At 73.2% G+C, this 24,179-nt stretch carries 18 protein-coding genes and 1 pseudogene; 6 read left to right on the top strand and 13 right to left on the bottom strand.

Annotated features, from left to right (window positions below; translation table 11 throughout):
• Positions 1-76: 76 nt before the first annotated feature.
• Positions 77-1,183, bottom strand: a pseudogene (locus UQW22_RS10685) (cytidylyltransferase domain-containing protein); the annotation flags it as partial.
• Between the two features lie 198 nt (positions 1,184-1,381).
• Here UQW22_RS10685 and UQW22_RS10680 point away from each other — a divergent pair.
• Together UQW22_RS10680 and UQW22_RS10675 are read left to right on the top strand one after the other, a co-directional pair.
• A complete protein-coding gene (locus UQW22_RS10680) occupies positions 1,382-2,257 on the top strand; it encodes a hypothetical protein (RefSeq protein WP_407316918.1) in 876 nt (291 codons plus the stop codon).
• Positions 2,254-3,192 (top strand): hypothetical protein, encoded by a 939-nt coding sequence (locus UQW22_RS10675; RefSeq protein WP_407316916.1) that lies wholly within the window; start codon positions 2,254-2,256, stop codon positions 3,190-3,192. The genes UQW22_RS10680 and UQW22_RS10675 overlap by 4 nt, the downstream gene beginning before the upstream one ends.
• Here the strand turns inward: UQW22_RS10675 and UQW22_RS10670 are convergent.
• Positions 3,144-3,902 (bottom strand): hypothetical protein, encoded by a 759-nt coding sequence (locus UQW22_RS10670; RefSeq protein WP_407316914.1) that lies wholly within the window; start codon positions 3,900-3,902, stop codon positions 3,144-3,146. The genes UQW22_RS10675 and UQW22_RS10670 overlap by 49 nt on opposite strands.
• A 106-nt stretch (positions 3,903-4,008) precedes the next feature.
• Between UQW22_RS10670 and manA the strand changes: the two genes are divergently transcribed.
• Positions 4,009-5,241, top strand: coding sequence for a mannose-6-phosphate isomerase, class I (gene manA, locus UQW22_RS10665; protein WP_407316912.1), 1,233 nt, complete (start codon positions 4,009-4,011; stop codon positions 5,239-5,241).
• Between the two features lie 79 nt (positions 5,242-5,320).
• Here manA and UQW22_RS10660 read toward each other — a convergent pair whose 3' ends face one another.
• From UQW22_RS10660 to UQW22_RS10640, 5 genes are all read right to left on the bottom strand, one after another.
• Complete coding sequence (locus UQW22_RS10660; protein ID WP_407316910.1) at positions 5,321-6,400, bottom strand: hypothetical protein; 1,080 nt, start codon at positions 6,398-6,400, stop codon at positions 5,321-5,323.
• A 158-nt stretch (positions 6,401-6,558) separates the two neighbouring features.
• Positions 6,559-7,695, bottom strand: a complete 1,137-nt coding sequence (glf, locus tag UQW22_RS10655) for a UDP-galactopyranose mutase (RefSeq protein ID WP_407316908.1) — start codon at positions 7,693-7,695, stop codon at positions 6,559-6,561.
• Positions 7,696-7,712: 17 nt separating this feature from the next.
• Entirely contained in the window at positions 7,713-9,572 is a 1,860-nt protein-coding gene (locus UQW22_RS10650) for a glycosyltransferase (RefSeq protein WP_407316906.1), read from the bottom strand.
• Positions 9,573-9,582: 10 nt separating this feature from the next.
• On the bottom strand, positions 9,583-11,454 hold the full coding sequence (locus UQW22_RS10645) for a glycosyltransferase (RefSeq protein ID WP_407316904.1): 1,872 nt from the start codon (positions 11,452-11,454) through the stop codon (positions 9,583-9,585).
• A 10-nt stretch (positions 11,455-11,464) separates the two neighbouring features.
• Positions 11,465-12,763, bottom strand: a complete 1,299-nt coding sequence (locus UQW22_RS10640; protein WP_407316902.1) for a hypothetical protein — start codon at positions 12,761-12,763, stop codon at positions 11,465-11,467.
• Between the two features lie 136 nt (positions 12,764-12,899).
• Here UQW22_RS10640 and UQW22_RS10635 point away from each other — a divergent pair, with 136 nt between their 5' ends.
• Positions 12,900-14,210: a SpoIID/LytB domain-containing protein gene (locus UQW22_RS10635; RefSeq protein WP_407316900.1), complete on the top strand. Its 1,311-nt coding sequence runs from the start codon at positions 12,900-12,902 to the stop codon at positions 14,208-14,210.
• Between the two features lie 107 nt (positions 14,211-14,317).
• On the top strand, positions 14,318-15,529 hold the full coding sequence (locus UQW22_RS10630; RefSeq protein WP_407316898.1) for a polysaccharide pyruvyl transferase family protein: 1,212 nt from the start codon (positions 14,318-14,320) through the stop codon (positions 15,527-15,529).
• Positions 15,530-15,534: 5 nt separating this feature from the next.
• On the opposite strand, the gene UQW22_RS10625 is transcribed toward UQW22_RS10630, so the two are convergent.
• The 6 genes from UQW22_RS10625 to UQW22_RS10600 form a co-directional block, all read right to left on the bottom strand.
• A complete protein-coding gene (locus tag UQW22_RS10625; RefSeq protein ID WP_407316896.1) occupies positions 15,535-17,892 on the bottom strand; it encodes a glycosyltransferase in 2,358 nt (785 codons plus the stop codon).
• On the bottom strand, positions 17,889-19,214 hold the full coding sequence (locus tag UQW22_RS10620; RefSeq protein WP_407316894.1) for a hypothetical protein: 1,326 nt from the start codon (positions 19,212-19,214) through the stop codon (positions 17,889-17,891). Before UQW22_RS10620 ends, UQW22_RS10625 begins: the two co-directional genes overlap by 4 nt.
• A gap of 188 nt (positions 19,215-19,402) precedes the next feature.
• On the bottom strand, positions 19,403-19,600 hold the full coding sequence (locus UQW22_RS10615) for a Trm112 family protein (protein WP_407316892.1): 198 nt from the start codon (positions 19,598-19,600) through the stop codon (positions 19,403-19,405).
• Positions 19,597-21,045 (bottom strand): phosphomannomutase/phosphoglucomutase, encoded by a 1,449-nt coding sequence (locus UQW22_RS10610; protein ID WP_407320779.1) that lies wholly within the window; start codon positions 21,043-21,045, stop codon positions 19,597-19,599. Before UQW22_RS10610 ends, UQW22_RS10615 begins: the two co-directional genes overlap by 4 nt.
• A gap of 1 nt (position 21,046) precedes the next feature.
• The gene (locus UQW22_RS10605; protein ID WP_407316890.1) at positions 21,047-23,125 is read right to left on the bottom strand and encodes an acyltransferase family protein; all 2,079 of its coding nucleotides are present in this window, start codon (positions 23,123-23,125) and stop codon (positions 21,047-21,049) included.
• Between the two features lie 120 nt (positions 23,126-23,245).
• Positions 23,246-23,614: a DUF3499 domain-containing protein gene (locus UQW22_RS10600; RefSeq protein WP_407316888.1), complete on the bottom strand. Its 369-nt coding sequence runs from the start codon at positions 23,612-23,614 to the stop codon at positions 23,246-23,248.
• 67 nt (positions 23,615-23,681) lie between these two features.
• On the opposite strand from UQW22_RS10600, the gene UQW22_RS10595 reads away from it, so the two are divergent.
• Positions 23,682-24,173 (top strand): metallopeptidase family protein, encoded by a 492-nt coding sequence (locus UQW22_RS10595; protein WP_407316886.1) that lies wholly within the window; start codon positions 23,682-23,684, stop codon positions 24,171-24,173.
• Positions 24,174-24,179 lie beyond the last annotated feature (6 nt).

Here is a 24,179-nt window from a genome sequence, read left to right as displayed (position 1 = left end):
AGATCTCGCGGACGGCGCCGTGGCCGCCTCGCTCTTCGGTGACGACCCGCGCGGCGGCGAGCACGTCGGGGTGGGCGTCGGCGACGGCGATGGGCCAGCCGACGACGCGCAGGGCAGGGAGGTCGTTGACGTCGTTGCCGACGTAGGCGACCCGGTCGGGGTCGAGCCGGTGCGCGGCGCACCAGTCGCGCAGCGCGGTGGCCTTGTCGTCGATGCCCTGCAGGACGTCGACGCCGAGCTTGCGGGCCCGGGCCGTCACGACCGGGTTGGTCTCCTTGGACAGGATGAGCATCGGGACGCCGGCCGTGCGCAGGTGGCCGACGCCGAGGCCGTCGCCGCGGTGGACGCGCACCTGCTCGACGCCGTCCTGGGAGACGTACACGCCGTCGTCGGTGTGCACGCCGTCGAAGTCGGTCACGAGGGCGTCGACGTCGATCCGTTCCGCCGAGCGCCCGGGCTCGGCACGGTTCGAGGCGGCGGACCGCACCGCACCCGGACGTTCCGCGGGCTGGTCGAGGAGCGTGCGGGCGAGCCACAGGTCCCGGGGCTCGTCGATCTCGACCGCCCACTCCGGCGCCACCGCCTGCAGGCCGACCGAGCCGAAGAACCGGGTGCCGTGCTCGCGCAGGCCGGTCGTGCGCATGACGTAGAAGGCACCGGTCTCGCGGAAGTGGGGTGTCCGGTCCTGGCGGCGGGGGCGATGATCGGTGGTGTGACCCACCGGGACCGGCCCGTCGGCGTCGAGCCGCCACTGGAAGTCGTGCGTCGGCGAGACGGCGACGACGACGTCGTGGCGTCCGTCGAGCACCTGACGGACCGCGGCGTCCAGGTCGGCCGGGTCGACGAACGGGCTCGTCGCCTGCAGCAGCACGGTGACGGCCGGGTCCGGTGCGCCCTGGGCCACCAGCTCGTCGAGGACGTGCAGCACGGCGGACTCGGAGCTGGCGGTGCCTCCGGCCAGGTCAGCGGGACGCTCCACGACCCGGGCGCCGTGCACCGCACCCTCGCGGGCGATCTCGGCGTGGTCGGTCGACACGACGACGTCGGTCACCGCGGGGGCGGCGGCCGCCGAGCGCACCGCACGGGCCACCAGGGAGCTGCCCCCGACCCTCTGCAGGTTCTTCAAGGGCACCCCGGCAGACCCGCCACGGGCAGGCACGACGACGAGCACGGATTCGTTCATGGCGGCGACACTATGAGCCCCAGGAGGCGAAGTCGGCCATATCTCGAGAACTGTCGAAGAACATCATGTGACCCGTCGGTGAACATTGGCGATCTCCTGTCGCCCATTGTGCTCCTGGGCCACCAGGATGTCACTTCTCACCCGTCGGGGGGACTAACGTTCCCACCGTCCGGCACACGGCAAGAAGGAGTCCGAGAGATGCCCGAGGCGAGATCGCCGGTGGCCGTCCACCTGAGCACCCACCGCCCCACGGTGCGCACCGTGCGGGCGTGGTGCGACACGCACCGCGCCGCGCTCGGCGAGCGGGGCGTGACGGCCCGGACGTCCTGGTCCGAGCTGCGCGACGCGGTGCCCGGCCTCGACTGGCGCTCCGACAAGGGCCGCGACCGCCTGCGCGAGCACCTCACCGCCGAGGGGCCCGTGCTGTTCTCCTCCAACGCCCCCCTCGGGCCCGTCTACCTGCCCCGCGGCGGCGCCCTGCACCCGCACGCGCAGGCCGGGGTCGACGCCCTCGCCGCGGCCCTCGCCGGCACGCCGTGGACCGTCGACGTGACGCTCACCGCCCACGCCGACGCCGTCACCTCCGGCTGGGTCGCCTCCGTGCGCCACGGGCACGACATCGGCCTCGACGCGTTCTGGGGCGCTGTCGAGGACCCGAGCTGGGTCCCGCTCGTCGAGTCCTTCGTCGCCGCCGTCGGGCCCGAGCGGGTCCGCGTCCACGACGCGACCACCCTGCGGGGGGCCGACGACCCCGTCGCGGCGACCGCCGCCGTCGGGCGCGCCGTGCTCGCCAGCACGCTCGACCGCCTGACGACGCTCGACGGCATCCCGCTGGACGACGTGCCCGGCACCCCCGACGAGCACTGGACCGACCGGCAGCTCCAGGTCGCCCGCACCGCGCTGCCGCACCTGCGCTCCCACGACGAGCGCCACAGCCTGCGCGCCTTCGTCGACCGCCAGGTGGACACCCACGGCACGCCCGCCCGCCCGCTCTCCCCCGCGCAGGAGGCCGGGCTCGCCGATCGCGACCGTGCCGACCTCGCCCGCCTGCGCGACCTCGTGGAGGTCCGATGAACCTCGTCCAGCGCCTGCGCGACACCGTCGCCGCACGCCGTCCCCTTCCCGCCGGGCACCAGGTCGTGCTGCACCTCGGCTCGCAGAAGACCGGCACCACCGCCGTGCAGTCCTGGTGCCGCGAGCACACCGCCGAGCTCGCCGCTGCCGGCGTCGTCACCCGGACCACGCAGCCCGACATCCGTGCCGCCCTCGACGGCTGGTACGACGTCACCCGCCCGGGCGCCGACGACCGGCTCCGCGCTTTCCTCGAGGACGCCTGGCGCAGCACGCGAGCACCCGGGCTGTTCTACTCCTGCGAGTCGAACACCGGTCCGGCCTTCGCCCGCGACAGCGCGGAGCTGTACCCGCGGATCGCGGAGAACGTCGCCGGGATCGCCCGCGCGACGGACGGCGTCCCGCGACACGTCCAGTTCACCGTGCGCGGGTACGCCGCGTTCCTGGAGTCCGCCTACCAGCAGCAGCTCAAGCACGGCAGGGCCGTCCGGTTCGACGAGCTCGCCGACCGGGTCCAGGCGCGGCTGTCCTGGCGCGGCGTCGTCGAGCAGCTCGCCCGCACCTTCGGTGCCGAGCACGTGACCGTCTACGACTACGACCGGGACCGCGGCGCCGCCCGCCCGCTCGTGGGGCAGATCCTCACCGACGCCCTCGAGCGCCTGGGGGCGACCGGCGTCGAGGTCGGCGACGAGGTCTCCCGACGCACCAACACGCGGTACACGCAGCGCATGGCCGACCTCTCCCTCGAGGTGCTGCCGCTGCTGGACGGCGCCGACGAACGGGCGGCCTTCCACCGGTTCGTGACCGACACGCTCGGCAGGCACCCGGCCCCGGGCGACGTCCCGGCGTCGTTCCTGGCCCCCGACGCCGTCACCGCCCTGGACGAGCGCTACGCCGAGGACCTCGCCTGGATCGGATCGGTCGTGGAGCTGCGATGACCGTCGTCGTACCCGAAGACCTCCGTGAGCAGGCGCTCCCGGGCCGCCACCCGGCGTCGGGCGTCCTCCGGGACCTCGAACCGCGCGTCGTCGTCGAGCCGGCGGCTGGTGTTCAGACGGCGCTGGGCCCGCAGCGCCTCGAGCGCGACGTCCCGCGACGGGCGCCACGCCAGGTCCTCGCGCTGCACCAGCGCCTCGAGGTCCTCTGTCAGCGTCTCGTTGTGCAGGACGACGTCGACGACGGTGTGCTCGCGGTAGCGCGCCACGAAGTCTTCCGGCGACGTCACGCGGCGGATCCAGCGTCTCGCTCGCGGGCTCGACAGCCGCGCCACCCGGTAGGACAGCAGTCCCGCGTGCTCCGCGACGCCCGACCGCTGATAGCTGCGCGGGTTCATCGCCCCGGCGTAGGCGGGGTCGAGCACGACGTCGAGCCACCTGTCGAACCCGGCGGGGGTACCGTCGTAGAGGTGGCCGAGACCCGCAGCGCGGACCGAGCCCGCGAGTCCACCCTTGTGCTGGCAGCCGTAGGAGTACAACGACAGGTAGGACTCCAGCGGGTCACGGACGGAGATGACGTGCAGGCGGCCCGACGGCGGCCGGTCCTCCAGCTCGACGTGCTTGCGAAAGGACACCTCGTCGTCGTCCAGGAAATCGCGCAGAAAACGCGACACGTACGTGGACCCCGACTTCTCGACGTCGAGATAGGCCATGGAATGAAATGCATGCACGAGGTCTCCGGTGGGTCGGTCCCGTCAGGGCGCCTGGATCGAGCGCCGAGTGAATCACATCCGTCTCAGGAAAGTCGATGAACCGCTGATGAACACCATCCCAACAGCATCGGTCGACCTCACTGCCGCGCATCGGCTCGAGAACACCGTCCAACCCTATGACTGGGGCTCCCACCACCACATCCAGGGTCTGCTCGGCCGACCGCGCGACGGGCGACCCGCCGCCGAGCTGTGGCTGGGTGCCCATCCCTCCGCGCCGTCGCGCGTGAGCAACGGGTCCACGCTCGCCGACCTGGTCGCCGCGGCCCCCGTGGAGGTGCTGGGCCGTCGCGTCGCGGACCGGTTCGGACCCCGGCTGCCCTACCTGCTCAAGGTGCTGGCCGCCGAGCGGGCGCTGTCGTTGCAGGTGCACCCCCGGCCGCACCAGGCACGGGCCGGCTACCACCGCGAGAACCGGGCAGGCCTGCCCGCCAGGGCGCCGCACCGGTCCTTCCACGACACCGAGCACAAGCCCGAGATGCTGGTGGCGCTCACGCCGTTCGAGGGGCTGGCCGGGTTCCGCAGCCCGCGAGCCGTCCTCGAGCTGCTCGACGGCCTGGACGGCGGGCTCGTCGGCCGGCTGCGGGACGCGCTGGTCGGCACGCGGTCGTCGGCCGGCCTCCGCGCGGCCATGGAGCTCCTCGTCGCCGCGCGGGACGGCGCCACCTGCGCGGACGACGTCGCCGCCACCGTCGCCTCGGTCCGGGCCCGCGCCCGGTCGGGCTCGCCGTCGGACCGCGCCGACGCGACGGTGCTGCAGCTCGCCGACGAGCACCCCGGGGATCCCGGCGCCGTGGCGTCGCTGCTGCTCAACCGGGTCTCCCTCGAACCCGGCGAGGCCATGTTCATCCCCGCCGGGGAGGTGCACGCCTACCTGTCCGGCCTCGGGGTCGAGATCATGGCCGCCTCGGACAACGTGCTCCGCGCCGGCCTGACGACCAAGCACGTGGACGCCGGGGCGCTCCTGGAGTGCGCGGCGTTCGCTCCCCGCCCGCCGGTGCGGCCGGACACCGTCGTGGCCGGGACGGAGAGCCTGGTCACGAGCTACCGGGCTCCCGTGAGCGAGTTCGCCCTCATGACGGCGGACGTCGACCCCGCGGAGCCGGTGGCTCTCGCCCCGGACGGCCCGCGGATCGTGCTCGTGCTCGACGGCGCGGTGCGGCTGCTCACCGCGACCGGCGAGGTCGAGCTCCGCCGCGGCGAGTCGTGCCTCGTGCCGGATGCCGCCGGGCCGGTGAGCGCGGACGGCTCCGCCCACCTCGTCTGCGCCTGGGTCCCCTGACCCCTCGGGTGCCGAGCAGGAAGCTGGGCCCGCTTTGCCACGCCAAAGCGGGCCCAGCTTCCTGCTCGGCACCCGGTCGTCACCCGAGGAGGAACGTGCGGACCTGGCGGCCGACCACCCCGTCACGCACGTGACGCACGTCGAACCGGAGCACGTCGATACCCGGGACCCCCGCGAACGCGTTGTCACGGTCGCGATCGCGCCGTCCACGGCCGGCGCCCGCCTCGTGCCAGTCGAGACCGTCCATCTCGACGACGAGAGTCCGGCCCGACCTCTGCCGCCACGCCATGTCACCGACACCCAGCAGGGCCCCGTCAGGGCTGCGCACCGGGAGCTGCAGCACGTCGGGCGGCACGTCCGCCTCGATGCACTGCCAGCGTCCGAACGACTCCAGCGGCGACTGAGCCCGCCCGTCCGCCATCTCCCACAGGACGTGCCGCGACGCCACCCCGCGGCGACCCCGCGCCTGGTCGTGCGCCACCTCGAGGCCCCGCGGGTCGACGAGCCCCAGCTGCAGCGCCGAGTCCAGCAGTGCCAGGCCTCGCGCGGGAGGCTGCTCGGGCACCGCTTGCGCAAGCGCCCAGCCGACCGACGCGATCCGAGCCCCCGCGGTCCGGGAGTCCCCGAACCCGACCACCGTCATCCCGTCGTCGAACTGCCGGAGCCGGACACCCGGTCGGTGCGGACGGCGACCGGCGCGGTCCAGCGCCACCTCGGGCACCATCGGCCACGGGAGCCCCTCGACGCCGTGCAGCGCCAGGGCACTGGTCCCGACGGCGATCGAGCCGTGACCATGGGCGAGCAGCCCGGTCCAGGCAGCGCGCCGTCGAAGGTGGTCGAAGAGCCGGTCCGCGTCCGACCGCGGCCGCTGCGCGGCATCGCGGGCCGCCCGCGACCGCGAGCGGGCGGCGGCGCCGTCGCGCAACACCAGCGGCTGGGCCGGTCGCACCGGGACGTCCCGGGCCGTCCGACGGGCCGGCTCCGTCGCGATGGTGTCGACCACCCCGCGGGTCACGGCACGCCACCTCCCGGCCCGCACGAGCCGGGACCGGCGGGACGAACCGACCCCGTGCAGGTCGCACTGGCCGGCGCTGAGCAGTCCCTCCTGAGCCTCGGCGGTCCGCATCAGGCCTGTCGGGAGCTGGGCGAAGGTCCGCATGGGCACAGGACAGCGGCCGGACGCCGTCGCGCGCCGCGCCGTCAGGCGGATCTGTGGGCGACCGCACCTGGGGACGGCCTCCGGCCGGTGCCGAACAGGAGCTTGGGCCCGCTTCGGACGTCCGAAGCGGGCCCAAGCTCCTGTTCGGCACCGAGGGGTCAGGTGAGCTGGTTGTCCACCATCGACAGCGCCGAGCCGATCGCCATGTGCATGTCCAGGTACTGGTACGTGCCCAGGCGGCCCCCGAAGTAGACCTGGGGCTCGTCGCCCATCAGCTCGCGGTAGCGCAGCAGCCGCGCACGGTCCTCCGGGGTGTTCACCGGGTAGTACGGCTCGTCCTGACGGGCGGCGAACCGCGAGAACTCCCGCATGATGACGGTCTTGTCGCGCGGGTAGTCCCGCTCCGGGTGGAAGTGCCGGAACTCGTGGATCCGGGTGTACGGCACCTCGGCGTCGGCGTAGTTCATCACCGTCGTGCCCTGGAAGTCGCCCACGTCGAGCACCTCGGTCTCGAAGTCCAGCGTCCGCCACGACAGCTCGCCCTCGACGTCGTCGAAGTACCGGTCGACCGGCCCCGTGTACACGACCGGCACCTGTCCCACCACGGCGGCCTGGTGCACCGGCTGCGAGGTGTCGAAGAAGTCGGTGGAGAGCCGCACCTCGATGTTCGGGTGGTCGGCCATCCGCTCCAGCCAGGCGGTGTACCCGTCGACGGGCAGCCCCTCGTGCCGGTCGGAGAAGTAGCGGTTGTCGTACGTGTACCGCACGGGCAGCCGGGAGATGACCGACGCCGGCAGCTCGCGCGGGTCGGTCTGCCACTGCTTGGCGGTGTAGTCACGGATGAACGCCTCGTAGAGCGGGCGCCCGATGAGACGCACCCCCTGCTCGTCGAGGTTCTCCGGCTCCTTGTCGCCCAGCTCGGCGGCCTGCTCGCGCACCAGCTCGCGCGCGGCCTCGGGACCGTACGCCGACCGGAAGAACTGGTTGATGGTGCCCAGGTTGATCGGCATCGGGAACACCTCGCCGCGGTGCGTGGTGTACACCCGGTGCTGGTAGCCCGTGAAGTCGGTGAACCGGTTGGCGTACTCCCACACCCGCTCGTTCGAGGTGTGGAACAGGTGCGCCCCGTAGCGGTGCACCTCGATGCCGGTGGTGGGCTCGTCCTCCGAGTAGGCGTTGCCGCCCAGGTGGTCACGGCGGTCGATCATCAGCACGCGGCGGCCGGCGGCGGCCATCCGCTCAGCCACGGTGAGACCGAAGAACCCGGTCCCGACGACGACGAGGTCGGCGTTCATGCACAGCTCCTGGAGGACTAGATGTCGTCGGGGACGTAACCGCCCCGTCGGCGGGTGTAGCGGCGGTAGCCGGCCTGGCGCACGCGCTGCGGCACGAGCCGGTAGCCGGCGCGCACGACGACGTTGCGCACCATCTGCGGCGTCGAGACGAAACCTTCGTCGTGCAGGGTGCGCTGCAGCGCCAGCTCGGAGGCGAGCAGCCGCCGTCCGCCCCGGCGCGCGTACGCCCCGGCGCCGACGCGGTACAGCACGAGCGGGTCGGTGATGTTCTGGGCGTGGGCACCGGCGGCCAGCATCCGGGCGAACAGCAGGTAGTCCTCCATCAGGTCGAGGTGCTGGTAGCCCCCGACGGCCGCGACGGCGGACTTCCGGTAGACGACGGACGGGTGGTTGAACGGGTCGCGGAACCGGGCGGCCTCGGCGATGCCCTCGCCGGTCGGCGGCACGCGCACCATGCCGCGGTCGTCCTCGTCCTCCTCGAACTCCCAGATCGCCGACCCGACGATGTCGTAACCCTTGGCCACGAGCGGCACCTGGACGGCGAACCGTTCGGGCAGGGAGATGTCGTCCGCGTCGGCGCGCGCCACGATCTCGTGGCGGCAGACGGCGAGGCCCTCCTCGAGCGCCCGCGCGAGGCCCAGGTTGTGCGGCAGCGCCACCAGGGTGACCGGTACGTCGGTGATCTCCTCGAGCCGGGACAGGACGGCCGCGATCTCGTCGCCGACCGGCCCGTCACGCACGACGACGACCTCGTCGGGGCGCAGCGTCTGGTCGACCGTCGCCGAGCGGAAGCCTCGCTCGAGGTGCTCGGCGTCGTCGCCGCGGTAGACGGGCAGCAGCACGGAGAACCGCTGGTCGTCCACGGGTTCGCCGGTGCCGAAGCTCCCGCTCGACGCCGCGGTGCGGTTCACGTGCACCGGCGCCGGGAGGGAGGCGCCGGCCTCGAGGCGCGCGACCGTCAGCGCGGCGGGCCCGACGCCGGACAGCACCTCCGTGTCGGGGCGGGGTCCGCGGGTGATCCCGTGCCAGCACCCCCGCCACCCCGCGCCGAGGAGGGTGCGACGGTCGCTCGACCGCAGGACGGTGCGCAGCCACCGCCGCACCGTGGACCCGCCGTAGAGCGCGCGCTCGCGGAACGACAACGCCCCCGACCGGGAGAACATCCAGATCTTGTTGCGCACCTCGTAGTAGAAGCGCGGCCCGGGGTCGGCGTCGGTGGCGCCGAGCTTCTTGGTGCGGTGCTCGACGACGCTACCCGGCACGGACAGCCCGACGCGGTGGCGCAGCAGGCGGGTGGCGTACTCGAAGTCGTCGTTCCAGATGAAGTAGTCGGTGACCGGCAGCCCCGAGCGGCGCACCGCCGCGGCGTCGATCATCATCGACACGAAGGACATCGAGCGCACCGGCATCGCGCCGGCGGCCCGCGCCCGTTCGACCTCGTCGGCGGAGGCTCCCGGCCGACGGCGCGGCGTGTTCATCGGGTGGTCGGTGCCGTCCGTCCACACGACCCGGCTGCACAGCGCGGCGACCTCGCCGTCGTAGGAGTCCCGCGCCGCCAGGAGGGCGGACAGCGCGGTGGGCGTCGGGATGGTGTCGTCGTCCATGACCCACACGAGGTCGGCGCCGAGCTCGGCGACGGCGGTCGCGATCCCCACGGCGAACCCGCCCGCGCCCCCGGTGTTGCGGGCCAGCGGGACGACGTGGGGGGCGCTGGGGTGTGCGCGCGCGACGGCGAGCGCGTCGTCGGTCGAGGCGTTGTCGACGACGACGACGCGGTCCACGGGGCGGCTCTGGTCACCCAGGGCGTCGAGCGCAGCACCGAGCAGCTCGGCTCGGTTGTACGACACGACGACGGCGACAACGACAGGGGCGGGCATCCGGAACATCCTAGTCGGCGTGACCAGGTGCGAAGTCCGCGCGCCAGGTCTCGACGGCGGCCAGGTCGGGCGCCGCGGCGCGCCACGTCCGGGCGAGGGACCGCCAGCGCACGGCCAGGCGGGCGTGCCCGACGACGGCGGCACCCGCCAGGCGCCAGAACGTGCGGCGGTCGCGCCGCAACCACACCCCCGAGGTGGCCTCGGAGTCCAGCACGAGCACCGAGTCGTGGGCGGGCACCTGCCACCACGTCGCGGCGGACCGCGCCAGGACGGTGGTCGGCGCCTCCCGCGCCGCGGGAGGGACCGGTCGCAGGGTGCGTGCCGCCCCGCGCAGCACGAAGCCGGCGAGCCCGAGCACTCCCGTCGGGCGGGAGCCCGGCTCGTGCCTCGCCGTGGGGGCGGGACCCGCGGGCCCGTGCTGCGTCGTCGTGCCCACGGTGGCGTCGAAGGCCGGGTCGCCCGGGCGGTGGCGGACGGTCTCGGGATGCTCGGCACCGACGCCCCGCACCCGTCCGACGACGGTGGCGAGCTCCGGGTGCAGCCGTCCCGGTCCGTCGAGCACCTCGCGCAGCGCGCGCACGTGCAGGTCCACCGGGTAGTAGCGCATCGCCAGCAGCAGCTTGAGGTCGGTGGCGAGCAGGGCGGCCGGCAGCAACCCAGGCCCGTCCGCGTGCAGCAGGGCCGTGATCACCCGGTTGCGCACGTGCAGGTACGCCTGCCACTCGACGCTGTCGTCCTTCTCCGTCCAGGCCATGTGCCACAGGCAGGCGCCCGGCAACGAGACCGTGGGGAACCCGGCCTCGCCCGCTCGCAGGCAGAACTCCGCGTCGTCCCACTTGAGGAAGAGCGGCAGGCTCAGACCCACCTCGCGCAGGACGACGGCGGGGACGAGGCACATCCACCAGCCGTTGAAGTCCGAGTCGGCGCGCCGGTGCAGCCACGGGGTCGCCCGCAGACCACCCGCGAGGTCGTGCCACTGACGGTCCATGACCGGCGGGCCCCAGTTGAAGGTGCGCCGGTGGACGACCTCGCTGAAGGAGTTCAGCACCGTCGGCCGCGCCAGGTCGAGCATGTGCCCGCCGACCACGACCGGCGAGGTCGCGGCCCGGTGCAGCCGGACGGCGCGCAGCAGCGCCTCGGGCTCCACCTCGACGTCGTCGTCGCAGATCAGCACCGCGTCGGCGCCGTCGTCGAGGGTCTCCAGCATCCCGCGCGAGAACCCGCCGGAGCCGCCGAGGTTCGGCTGCTCCACGACCCGGAGCCGGTCCCCGAGCGCGGCCGCGACCTCCGCGAACCCCGGGTGCGCCGCGACCGTGCGGCTGCCCTGGTCCACGACCTGCACGCGAACGTCCTCGGCAGCCAGCTCCGGGGCGGCGGCGAGGGTCACGAGCGTGGCCACGCAGTACTCGGGCTTGTCCATCGTGGTGATCGACACCACGACCTCCCCGGCCCGGCGCGCGGGCGCGTCCACGGACCACTCGCCCCCGGTGACGACGACGCCGTCCGGCACGTCGGGTCCGCCCGGTGCAGCGCCGTCGGCCACGACCTCGCACCACCACCACCCGCCGTCGACGCTCAGCGGCGCCTCCAGCGGCTCCGCGACGGGGCCGGACGCGACCTCGGTGACCCGCCCCTCGGCGTCGGACCGCAGCAGGCGCAGCGTCCCGGCGCCCGTGGCCGCCAGGCGGACCCGCGCGCGCGTGGCGCCGGCCCACCGCGCCCAGTACGCCCCGGGGAACCCGTTCAGGTACGTGCCCATGCCCTGCGTGGCGCCCGACGGGACACGCAGCACGCCGCCGTCGAGGACCCCGGGTCCGTCCTCGACGCACAGGGGGCGCCGCTCGGGCCGGTCGGAGAGGATCAGACGGTGGGCGAGATGCACGACGGCGAGCCTACTGGCTGTCCTCCTCGCGCCGGAGCGCGTCGGCCTCGTACGTCTCGACGTCACCCAAGTTCTCGACGTCGTCGCCGGCGGCCGGACGGTGACCGCCCGTGAGCCGCTGGCGGACACGCTTCGCGAGCGCGACGGCCAGCTCCCGGCCCGAGGCCTTGGCCACCCGAGGGCCGTACGTGCGGCCCGACTCCGCCCCGACGCCCAGGCGCTCGCGGTAGTACTCCGCACGCTCGCGCTCGACCCGCGCCTGGCGGATCGCGCCGATGACCGCCTGGGCGGCGGCGGCGACCGGCACGCTGGTCGGCTCCGTGAGCGGGTCGTCGGTGTGCGGGACCGGCTGGTCGAGCAGCGCGAGGTCCCCGACCACCCTGACCCCGGACTTGCTGATCTCGTCGACGAACCGCGCGGACCGCGCGGCGGCCTTCTCGGCCGCCCACGTCGGCAGGACCAGCCGGGTGTCGTGCTGCCCCGGTGCCCGGCGCGCGAGCATCGTGGCGGCAGCCCCGGTGCGCACCCACCGGCGGTAGTCCGGCCAGGAGAGCTCGTCGCGGAGCTCGGCGTTGATCGCCCGCAGCAGCTCGGCCTCCTCGGCGCTCATCCCCCGGTTCGAGGCGAAGCCGTCCTGCTCGGCCGTGGAGAGGAAGCCCCGCTCGAGCCCCAGCATGTCCTCGAACGCCTCGAACAGCAGGTTCGGCGTGGACTTGTCGACGACGACGACGGTGACGTTCTCCGGACCGAACACCCGCGCCCAGCGCCGGACGACGGCCCCCTGGTCGAGGCGCTCCTGCTCCAGGCGCGTGCGCTGCAGGTTGGGCTTCGCCGACAGGTGGCCGCGCAGCCAGCTCTCGAACGTCCGGTGCCGGCCGCCCTTCATCGTCTGCTGCCACGCCGAGGGCAGCATCGCCGCGTAGTTGCGCAGCGTCACCACCACGTGGGTGTTCTCGCCCAGGCCGGCACGGTACGCCTCGGCGTCGGACTCGCTCGCCTCGGACACGAGCTCGTGCCCCACCCAGACGCGCCGGGACGTCTCGGCGTCGATCTGCTTCCGCAGCCGCTGCCAGGCCTGCGGGTTGGGCTCCGAGTCCCACCCCCAGCCGCGTCCCATGACGGCGGTCAGCGCCGTCCGGTGGTTGAGACCGGTCCCCGGGTACAGCACCCCTCGCTCGAGCAGCCCGTCGCGCAGCGCCGAGGCGGCGTACTGCAGGCTGGTCGTGCCGGTCTTCATCAGACCGATGTGCAGCAGCCGCGCCCCCTCGGGAAGCAGGAGGGGCTCGGGGCTCGGACCGTTCGTCGTCATGGTGCTCCTGACCAGTGTGGCTGAAGATCGCCGAACACCCTAGTCCACGCGCCTGGATGCGTGCGGCAGGCGCTCCGACCGCCTCGAGATGCTGAGGACGGATGCCTGAGGCACAGTGAGCGAGGGGGGTATCCACATGAACCAGCACCACTGGTACCGGCGCACCGTCGCCGTCGTCACCGCACTCTTCGTCGCCGCAGCCGGAGGGGTCGTCGCGAGCGCCCCGGCAGCCGCCGCCGACGTGCCCGACAGGTTCACCGTGACCGGGTCAGGCTACGGGCACGGCGTCGGCATGAGCCAGTACGGCGCGTACGAGCTCGCCCGCCAGGGGAAGTCGGGCGTGAAGATCCTCAAGCACTACTACACCGGGGCGCGAGCGCCGTACACCTCGACGCCGAAGCGCATCCGCGTGCAGGTCCACGGGCCCGACCCGTACGGCTACGCGAGCTACGGCGACTCGGGACGCAACACGTGGGTCACGATCACCGGCGGCGACTGGCGCGTCCGCAAGCCCGGCAAGGGCACCGTGGCCCAGGGATCGGGCACCACGACCATGAAGGTCCGGATCGGCACGAAGGGCGCGGTGCGCGTCAAGGTCGACGGCAAGGTCTACAAGGGCGACAAGATGCGCATCCAGTGGTCCGGCACCACGTTCTGGCGCCCGAACGGCAAGGAGGCCGTCGCCACCGTCGACGGCGCGCACGGCGCCTACCGGCACGGCCGCCTGACCGTGGTGAACAAGGAGGCGACGCCGAACATCACCAACGACGTGCTCCTCAACACCGAATACCTCTACGGCATCGCGGAGATGCCCTCGTCGTGGGGTCTGAACGGCGGTGCCCGCGCGCTGCGCGCCCAGGCCATGACCGCCCGCTCGTACGCGGTGGCCAAGCACGACGGCAAGCCGAAGTGCCGCTGCCACGTGGTCGACGACGTGCGCGACCAGCACTTCACCGGCTGGAAGAAGGAGGACGAGGGCACCGGCGGTCGCTACGGAGCCGTGTGGACCAAGGCGGTCGACGCCACCACCAAGCACGCCACGAGGGCGCGGGTGCTGCAGGTCGGCGGACGACCCGTCACCGCCCACTACTTCTCCTCCAGCGGCGGTCGCACCGCCAACTCCGAGGACGTCTGGTCGTCCGCGCTGTCCTACGAGCGCAGCGTCTCCGACCCGTACAGCCTGCGCGCGCCGGGCAACTCCATGCGGTCCTGGACGCGGACCATCACGCAGCAGGAGGCCCGCGACCTCTTCGGCCTCAAGAACGTCGAGTCGATCAAGGTCACCCGCCAGTGGTCCAGCGGCCAGGTGCGCACGCTGACCGCCACGCAGCCCAACGGGCGCACGGCGAGCATCAGCGGCAAGGCCGACCAGATGCGCTCCTGGGTGGGCCGGGCCACGACCCGCGGGAGCATGCCTGCCTCGTGGGTCACCAAGATCCGGGGGTAGCAGCGTTCACCCGACGTTCACCGACGACCTGGCTGACAGGGTCCTCCCGGCGGCCTAGCGTGGGGCGACAGCCCCGCGCTGGGCACGGCCGACGAGGAGGAGCTCCGGTGGAACGACGTCGCACCTGCGTGCTGCGCATGCACGAGGCGCAGACCCGGCTGAACTGGGGAGGCCGGTCGACGAGCCTCGCGCTGGCGGAGATCCTCGAGGTGCACGCGGACCGCACCATCGTCTCGACGATCGGCGCCCCCCACATCCTCGGACAGCTCGGCGACATCGACGTCCGGTCGGACGGTCACAGCGTGTTCGAGATGGTCGACGACCTCGCCGTCCAGATCGCGGCCCCGCACCCGACGACGGAGAAGCTGGCGGACGTCCGCGCCGCGATCACCGCGGCCGACGAGCTGGTGGTGAACGGCGAGGGCGACTTCATCCTCACCGAGCGGCTCACGCTGGTGCGGACCATGGCGATGATGCGTGCCGCCAAGCTGCTGGGCAAGCCCGTGTACCTGGTGAACAGCATCCTGTCGTACGCCACCGGCCGGTCCGGCGCTGATGCGCTCTCCCACGAGGAGGTGGGCCGCACCCTGGCCCAGTGCGACGCCGTCTGCTACCGGGACCCTGCCAGCCTGACGCTCCACCGGGAGCTCTACCCGGACGTCCCCGCCTCGTGGTTGCCCGACGCGCTCTTCGCGTGGGCGCCGCACGCCGCGACGTCCGTCGCTGACCGGGTGGGATTCTCGCCGCGGTCCGAAGGACTGCCGTTGCCGGTCCAGCGGCTCGTCTCCGGGGACGACCCCTACGTCGTGCTGTCCGGGACCTCCCTCGCGGGCGTCGACCCGCAGACGTTCCGGAGCACCGTCGCAGCACTCGGCGAGCACCTCGCCCACGACGGGACCCGGCTGGTCTTCGCCGGGTCGGACACGCCGGACCGCGCCCTGGCCGAGTCGCTCGCCGGCCTGGACGTCCACGTGGTCGACCCGCGGGTCCCGCTCACGGCGGCGTCACTCCTGCTGTGGAACGCCGCGGCGATGATCTCGGGCCGGTACCACCCGAGCATCCTCGCCTCGCTCGGCGGCACCCCGTTCCTGCTCATGGCGTCGAACTCCCACAAGACCCGCTCGCTGCTGGACGTCGTGGACAGCGGTTGGCGGGGCGCGGAACAGCCGTTCTTCACCGGTGGGCCCGAGCAGGCCGCGGACCTCGCACGCAGCGTGAGCGAGGTCCGCGGCCGTCACGGCGTCCGCAGCCACGTGCGTCGCAGTGCACGGGCCAACGGGACCGCCGTGGCACGCGGCGTCACCGATCTGCTGAGCTGACCGGGTCAGACCAGGGCGAGCAGCTTGCCGAGGGCCTCGTCGTAGCGGCCGCGCAGCACGGCCCGGGCCTCGGCGACCTGGCCGCGGTAGCGCTCCTGGTCACCGAGCACGTCACGGACCAGCTCGGTGAGCCGCTCGGCGAGGTCCGGCTCGTGGATGGACAGCCCCCACTCCGGGTGCTCGACGTCCTCGAGGAAGTACCGCAGCTTGGGGTGCGACACCAGGGAGACGATCGGTGTCCCGACGCCGAACGGGATCATGCCCGCATGGCCGCGCATCCCGACCACGACGGCGGCGTCGGCGTACGCCTGCAGGGCGTCGTCGACGCCCTTGCGGAAGAAGGCGTCGACGGGGATCCGCGTGCCGTGGTGCGCGTAGAGGTCGTGCGCGACGCGCTCGTCCCCCACGGTGTGCGCGGCGACCCGGACGTCGGCGGTGCCGCCCACGGAGCGGACGAAGGAGTCGATCGCGGCGAGGAATGCCGGGTAGTCGTCCTTGAAGCGCAGCGACGAACGGTCGTAGGCGATGTTGACGTAGACGACCGGTGCCGCCCCCTCGTCCACGGCGCGACGGACCCGAGCCCCGGGGCCGTGGTCGAGCAGGCCCAGGAACGTCGTCGGGCACGGCATGTAGACGACCTTCTCGGCGAGCGCCGCAGGAAGGACGGACCGCACCCGGTCGATGGACCCGTGGTTGCGCAGGCCGACCAGCGCCGCGGTGTCGACGGTGAGCCGCAGCGACTCGGCGAAACGGTCGCCGTGGATCTCCTGGCCGTCGAAGAGGTTGTAGCCCACCGCGGTCAGCGCCAGGGGCACCTCCAGCCGGCGCAGGCTCTCGTCCGGCACGTTCCACTGCCAGCCGCTGTTGCCGTTGGGCATGGTGTCCGGCAGGAACAGTCCCCCGCCACCGACGAGCAGGGCGTCCGTCGCGTTGACGCGTTCGACCGCCGCCTCGTCGAAGACCTGGTGCACGTGGACACCGGTCCACGACCCGACCGGGCGCAGAGCGGCGACGCTCTCCCGGACGGCGACGGGCAGGAGCTCGTCGCCGAAGTTGCCGAGCTCGTCGACGTAGAAGGCCGCGTGGGACAACCGCAGCCCCCCGTCCACCAGCGTCGACTCGACGCGCGCGTCGGGGCTCGGCCACGCCAGGCGCCGCTGCAACGAGCGAGCCTTCGCGTGCACCGGCTGGCGGGCCAGCGTGGCACCGACGTGAGCGCTGGCCGCCTTCACGTCCCCTCGGACCCAGGCGGTCTCCGCCTGGAAGTAGCGGCCGTCGACCGCGTCCCCGTCGACGGCGCCGAGGCCGGCGACGGCCATGGCGTCGTCGTACCGCCCCACGGCCCGGAGCGCGGTGGCGTACCGCAGCGGCTGGTCGACCCGACCGGTCTGCACGGCCACGAGCCGGCGCACCGCGACAGCGGCGGCGAAGTCGCCCTGCGCCGACAGCTCGGCCGCGGTCCGCAGCAGCGCCTTCGTGGTGAGGTCCTCCCGCCGGAGCCGCTCGAAGAGCTCCGCCGGCAGGTCGCGGACCAGCTCCGTGCAGTGAGCGAGGAAGGCGTCGTCGACGGCACCGCCCGCGTCGACGTGCGCGCGAGCGGCCTCGACGAACCGGCAGAGGAAGGCGGCGTCCGAGACCGCGAAGCGGTGCCAGGTCTGCTCGAGGGCCGCATAGCCCTGCTCGCCACCGGTCCACGGCTTGAACCGTCCCGTGTAGTGGATGATCCGCGCGTCGGCAGGGGCCTCGTCTCCCGGCCGGGTCGCACGCTTGACCCAGTTGAAGACCCGGTCCAGTCGGGTGTAGTCCCCGTCCAGCGCCGCGGTGAGGACGCCCTGGTCGTGCCGTTCGAGCTCGTACGCCCCGGACTCGCCGATCTCGTCCAGCCGCGCGACGAACTCGTCGCTCATGTGCTCGCGGCCGAAGACCAGCAGACCGCTGTTGAGCTTGCGACCGCCGTCCGAGTCGAAGAGCTGCGGCACCGCGGCGAACGTCGCCGGATGGTCGAAGAGCTCCTCGACGGGCCCGGCGACGATCATGTCGGTATCGAGCGTCACGACCCGGTCGTAGTCACGCAGCCGGAAGGCGTCGAGTATGTAGTACGCCTTGGTGTACAGGTAGTTCGCGTCGTCGCCCTTGCGGTACCTCTCGTACGGTGCCGGGTCGACGCGGACGAACCGCACGTCCGGCCGCAGCACACGGAGCCGCGCCACGTGGGCGGGGTCCAGCCCGTCGTGGAGCACGACCAGCTCCGCGGTGGTTCCCGGCTCGCTCAGGTGCAGGCTCTTGAGCAGCGCGACGAAACCGACGAAGTAGGTGTCGTCGACGAAGGACACGTAGGCACGTCGTCCCGTGGTGGTGGTCATCGCAGGGAGATCCTTCCCGGGGCGGTCTCGACGGTTCGTTCGGCGACCCACTCGCGCTCGACCTCGTACGAGTGGGCCTCCGCGATGGGCAGGTGCATGGCGTCGTCACGCCGGTAGGGGGCCCCGGAGTGGAAGTTGAAGCCGAACAGGTCGATGCGGGTGCTCACGTCGAGGTAGTCGAGCAGGAGGAGCGTGTTGAACCCCGTGGTGGGCACCGTGCACCGTTCGCGCAGGGCGGGGCTCAGCAGGCTGCGACGAGGCCAGCGCAAGGACTCGTCCCCGAGCAGCCTCTGCGCCTCCGGGCGCACGTACCGGCGCACGTTCTCCGCCCAGGGCGCCGGAGCGCCGCCGAACACGATCCGGATGTCGACGGGGACGTCCCAGTTGAAGTCGTGCAGGTGGATGGTGGCGTGCACGTCGGTCTTCACACCGGTGCGGACCGGGTCCGTCGCGAACGAGTTGAACCGGACCACGACGTCGTGGGCGTCGATCTCCTGACCCAGCTCCAGGTCGAGCAGCTCGGCAGAGTTCGCGACGAGGCAGATCGACTTGCCGGCGAGCTCGTCACGAAGTCCGGAGATGTTCACCGTGTCGATATCGACGATCTCGGGCCGCGCCTTTCCCGAGAACTGTTCCGCCGTGGTGTCGAGGATCTCTTGCGACCGACCCAGCGGAAGACCTCCCACGAGCCCGCGAGCGATGCCGGCGTGCAGGGAAGGGATGTAGGCGCGATCGGCACCCGGTTCACCCAGGTAGGCGCGCCGAAGCTCGGGCGCGGTCGCGAGCGCGAGGTCGTCCCCTGCGCGCAACGACTCCTCGACGCCGAACCAGCCGGCGTCGACCGCGCCGGTTCCGGACAGCGTCGAGAGCTTCGAGGCGACCACGTCGGTGGCGGACCGGCGGGCGGCGCGCTTGCGCCACGGCTCCTCCGTCGCGGACCGGACGGCCTGCAACGCCTCCTGCGAGACCTCGCTCGCCTCCGCGTCGTCCGGTCGCGCAGCCAGGAGCAGCGCCGCGATCCGCGCCGTCAGAGCCGCATCGCTGCGGCGCGCACGCCGGGCGACCAGCAGCAGGGCCTCCCACGTCCGCGAGGGGCTCGCGTGCCAGGCTGAGCGACCGAGCGCGAGATCGACGTTGCGCACCTCGTCCCGCTGGTCGGCCGCGTGGGCCGCCTGCAGCTCGACGACGGCCCGGGTGAGCTGGACGTCACGCCAGGCGGCACTCGCCGAGAGCACGGAGGCGAGCCCGCCGAGCTCGGCGACGAGGGCGGCGAACTCCACGTTCTGACGCCGGGTCCGTGGTCCCCCGCGCAGTCGTTCCATCGCGGCTGCACGGAGTCTCCGCTTCACCGCCGACACCGTCCGGCTCATCGATCTCAACTCTCCTCGGGCCACGTGCTGACCGAGGCATCGTAGCGATAAGGAAGTCGAATTCTGACGAGATGAACCCGAGAAGGAGAAGTTCACTCCGAGGCGTCGATGAATTCATCGCGCGTTCATTCTTTGCGGCTTCACAACGGCCGCGCCTCCACCTCCAGCAGGACGGGGATGCCGTCCCGTACCGGGTAGGCCAGCGGCCGGTCGGTGTCCGTCGAGTGCAGCTCCGGTGCCCCGCCGGGCCCCGTCGCGTCGACGAGGTCGGACCCGGTCACCGGGCAGCGGAGCACCGACCGGACCCACGGGTCGATCCAGGGCGTGTCGTCGGTCATACGTTCTCCTCCCGCACGAGCGACAGGACGTCGTCGCGCACCTTGATCATGATGTCCTCGTCGGCCGCCTCGACGTTGAGGCGCAGCAGGGGTTCGGTGTTCGAGGCCCGCAGGTTGAACCACCACTGCGGGTGCAGCCCGTCCCAGTGGGTCACGGTCATGCCGTCGAGGGTGTCCACGACCGCCTCGGGGTAGGCGCGGGTGTAGGCCTCACGGACCCGTTCGACCACCCCGGCCGCGTCGGTCACCGTGGAGTTGATCTCCCCCGAGGCCGAGTAGGGCGTGTACATCTCGGCCAGCGCCGACAGCGGGTGGGACTGGCCGCCCAGCGCGGCCAGGACGTGCAGCGCGGCGAGCATCCCGGTGTCGGCGAACCAGAAGTCACGAAAGTAGTAGTGCGCCGAGTGCTCGCCGCCGAACACCGCGTCCTGCTCGGCCATGGACTGCTTGATGAACGAGTGCCCCACCCGGGTGCGCACCAGTCGCGCCTCGGCGGCACCCAGGAGGTCCGGCACGGCCCGGGAGGTGATGAGGTTGTGGATGATCGTCGCGGTGCGCCCCGCAGCCCGCTCCCGGTCGATCTCGCGCATGCCGACCAGCGCCGTGACCGCTGACGGCGAGACCGCGCCGCCGCGCTCGTCGACCACGAAGCACCGGTCGGCGTCGCCGTCGAACGCGAGCCCGATGTCCGCCTCGTGGGCCACCACCGCGGCCTGCAGGTCGACCAGGTTCGCCGGCTCGAGCGGGTTCGCCTCGTGGTTCGGGAACGTGCCGTCCAGCTCGAAGTACAACGGCACGACCTCCAGCGGCAGCCCGGGCAGGCCGGCCGCGGTGCCCAGGACCGCCGGGACGGTCAGACCCGCCATCCCGTTGCCCGCATCGACCACCACCTTCAGCGGCCGCACCCCCGAGATGTCCACCAGGCCTCGCAGGAACGCCGCGTACTCGCCGAGGACGTCGACGTCGCCGACCTGTCCGGCCTGCCCGGTCTGCGGTGCCCGCGTCGCCTGCCCCGCACCGTCGAGCAGCCCCTCGGCCAGCTCACGTACCTGCGCCAGACCGGTCTCCTGCCCCACCGGTCGCGCCCCCGCACGGCACAGCTTGATCCCGTTGTACCGCGCCGGGTTGTGCGAGGCCGTGAACATCGCCCCCGGAGCATCCAGCGAACCCGAGGCGAAGTAGAGCCCGTCGGTCGAGCACGACCCGATCCGCACCACGTCGACGCCCTGCGAGGTCACCCCCTCGGCGAACGCCTCCACGAGCGCGGGCCCCGAGTCACGCATGTCCTGGCCGACCACCACCCGCGCACCGCCCTCGGGCACCACCACCGCCGCGGCGAACGCCTCCCCGACCGCCCGCGCCACCGCCGGCGAGAGCTCGTCCGGGACGACGCCGCGCACGTCGTAGGCCTTGATGATGTTCGACAGGTCGGGCACGCGGACCAGCCTACGGTGCGGCCGCCTGCGCGTCGTCGGCGTAGAGCCAGGAGGTCTCGGCGCGCAGCCGCTCGTCGAGCAACGGCGCCAGCGAACGGACGTACGTCGCGGACAGGTGTCCCTCGTCGCGGTAGACGAGGACATTGCCGACCACCGCCGGGCACGCGTCCCCGTCGCAGATCCACCGCGTGAGGTCGACGTGCGCGACCGAGCCGGGGACGTCCGGGGCGTGCTCCGCGGGGTCCCGCGGAGCGAGCGCCTCGCGGCGGGACTTCCCGCAGGGCGCGTCGATCCCGTCCTCGCGCAGGCACACCGTCGGCGAACGCTCGAAGCGAGGGTTGTCCCGCACCGTGAGCACCCGGAGCCCGGCGGCGTCGAGGTCCCTCCACCCGGCGACGTGCGACGGGATGACCCGGTCCGGGCCGTCACGACGCGAGACCGCTCCCAGGACCACGACGAGGTCGGGGTCCAGCGCGGCGACCCGCTCGCGAGCACCCTGGTTCCAGTCCCGGCAGCTCGCCTCGGTGCTCTCGTCGGTGTCCATGAAGTGGCACCCGGACTTCGAGACCGTGAGCACCTCCCAGTCGTGCACGGCCCCGAGCGCGGCGAAGGCGGGCTCGTACTGGACCACGTGCGAGGCACCGAGCAGCACGACGGTCGCCGTGGCCTCGGCGGGCACCGCCGGCTCGTGGACCGTGCACACCCGGACCTCGGCATGCCCCGGCCCGGAGTCGACCGCGCAACCGTCCAGGTTGCTCGGCGCCGCGTCCTTGCTGGCGAGCGCGGGCTCGGGTCGCGGAGCGGCCGTCCACGTGCGGGGACCGGCGTACCCGTCCCCCAGCACCGCGGCCCCGGGGTGGTCGGCCGAGGGGCGCGCGAGGCGGCTGAGGTCTCCGCGCTCCTGGACGCCTTCCGCCACCACGACACCGCCGACCACGAGACAGAAGGCGGCGGTGGCGGCCAGGGCGGCCGCGCCACCTCGCCCGGTACCGCGCCTGACCAGCAGGGCGCGACCACGCTGCTCGACCAGGGCGTGCGTCGCCCAGGCCAGCAGGACGGAGACGCCGAGGATGACCGCGGCCCCCCGCCAGCCGACAGCCTCCCGCTCCCGCACCGCCAGGTAGGTGATCAGCAGCGGCCAGTGCCACAGGTACAACGAGTAGGAGATCCGGGCGACGAAGCGCAGCGGAGCGGTCTCGAGCAGCAGGCGCGGGCCGCTCCGTGTCGTGCTGCCGGAGCCGACGATCACGAGGATCGCGCCCCCGACGGGGACGAGCGCCCACGGGCCCGGGTAGTGGGTCGCACCGTCCACGACCAGCCCCGAGGCGACGACGAGTCCGAGCCCGGACCAGGCCAGGACGTCGCGCACCCGCCCGGGGAGCGCCAGGGACGGGAGAAGGACGGCGAGCAGCGCTCCCGCTCCGAGCTCCCAGAACCTCGCGCCGGAGTGGAAGTAGGCCACCTGCTGGTCGACGTCGACCAGCCGGACGGCCCAGAGGAACGAGACCCCCGTGGCGACGCCTGCCGAGGCCAGGACCAGCCGGTCGAGCCGCAGCGCTCGTCGGCGGGCCACTGCCGCCAGCACCAGGACGACGATCGGCCACAGCAGGAAGAACTGCCCCTGCACGGCGAGCGACCAGAAGTGCTGGACCGGGCTCGTCTGCGGACCCGCGGCGTCGTACGTGAGCTGCGAGGAGATGAGCTCCCAGTTCTCGAGATAGAGCGCCGAGGCCACGATCTCCCGGCCGGTCTGCAGCGCCTGCTGCGGCGGGAGGACGGTGTGCGCCGCGACCGCCACGAAGGCCAGGACGACCAGCGCGGGCGGGACGAGCCGGATGGCGAAGCTTCCGTAGCGCTCGGCGAGCGAGAGCCGCCCCTCGTCCGCGCGCCGCAGCAGGGCGACCGTCACGAGGAAGCCGGACACCATGAGGAAGACGTCGACCCCGCCGGAGACCCGTCCGTCGCCGAAGAGGTGGAAGACGACGACGAGCGACAGGGCGAGGCCACGGAGCCCGTGCAGCTCGGCGATGTGCCGCGGACGTCGCGCCACGACGTCCGCGCGGCCCTGCGCCGATGCCGTCACCACCACGTGCTCCTCCTCGCCGGGGGCCGAGAAGGTCGGCCGCGCCCGGCGGACGGTAGCCGGTGCCCGTGGCCGGAAGGCGACCGCGGGGTGAACAGCGAGGTTCGGGCCGAACGGCCGGTCGCGTCAGTCGGACTCGGCGCGCAGGACGCGCAGGTGACCCCGCCGAGCGGTCTCGGTGACGCTGTCCGGCTCGCCGCCCGACGGCGTGCCGGGCCGGGCACCGCGTCCGGCCTCACGCACGGCCTCGGCCAGCGCGGAGAGGTCGTCCTTCGAGGGGGGCGGGACGGCGAACTCCGGCTGCAGACGCACGACCTCCCAGCCGCGCGGTGCGGTCAGCCGTTCGGCGTGCACCGAGCACAGGTCGTAGCTGTGCGGCTCCGCGTGCTGGGCGAGCGGCCCGAGCACCGCGGTGGAGTCCGCGTAGACGTAGGTGAGGGTCGCCACAGCAGCTTCCGTGCATGCCGTGCGCGAGCACTGCCTGGTCGATCTCACGCGGGGAGAATACGTGCCGGCGTGCCTCGCCCGCTCCAGGCGCGCCGGTCGTGGATACCCTCGGACGGTGAGCAGCTTCGACCTGACCCCTCCGGCCGGCGACCACGACGGCGCCGCAGGGCACGGGGCGGAGGCGTCGGTCGTGCCGACCGTCCGCCGCCGGCGCGACCGGCGGGGACGAGGGATCCGCGGCCCGCTGCTGCCTCCCGGATCGCCCGGTCACCGGACGCGCTCCGAGCGGTTCGACGACCTGGTGCTGGACGCCCTCGCACGGGTCGAGCGCACCTGGCCGGCGGTGGGCGGCACGGAGCTCGCCGTGGAGGACGTGCCACCGTCCGACCCGGCCCCGTGGGAGCCCGGTGGGGTCACGCTCGGTCGCCTCTTCCCGGCGGAGGCGGGGCAGCCGGCGCGGATCGTCGTCTACCGGCGGCCGGTCGAGACCCGCAGCCTGGACGCCGACGACCTCGCGGTCCTGGTGCACGACGTCGTCGTGGAGCAGGTGGCCCATCTGCTCGCCCGCACGCCCGAGGAGATCGATCCCGGCTTCGGGACGCGCTGACCGCAC

It is taken from the genome of Isoptericola halotolerans (assembly GCF_045689585.1).
In the GTDB taxonomy this organism is placed as follows: domain Bacteria; phylum Actinomycetota; class Actinomycetes; order Actinomycetales; family Cellulomonadaceae; genus Isoptericola; species Isoptericola halotolerans_B.
This window is presented reverse-complemented; position numbering and strand designations above follow the sequence as displayed.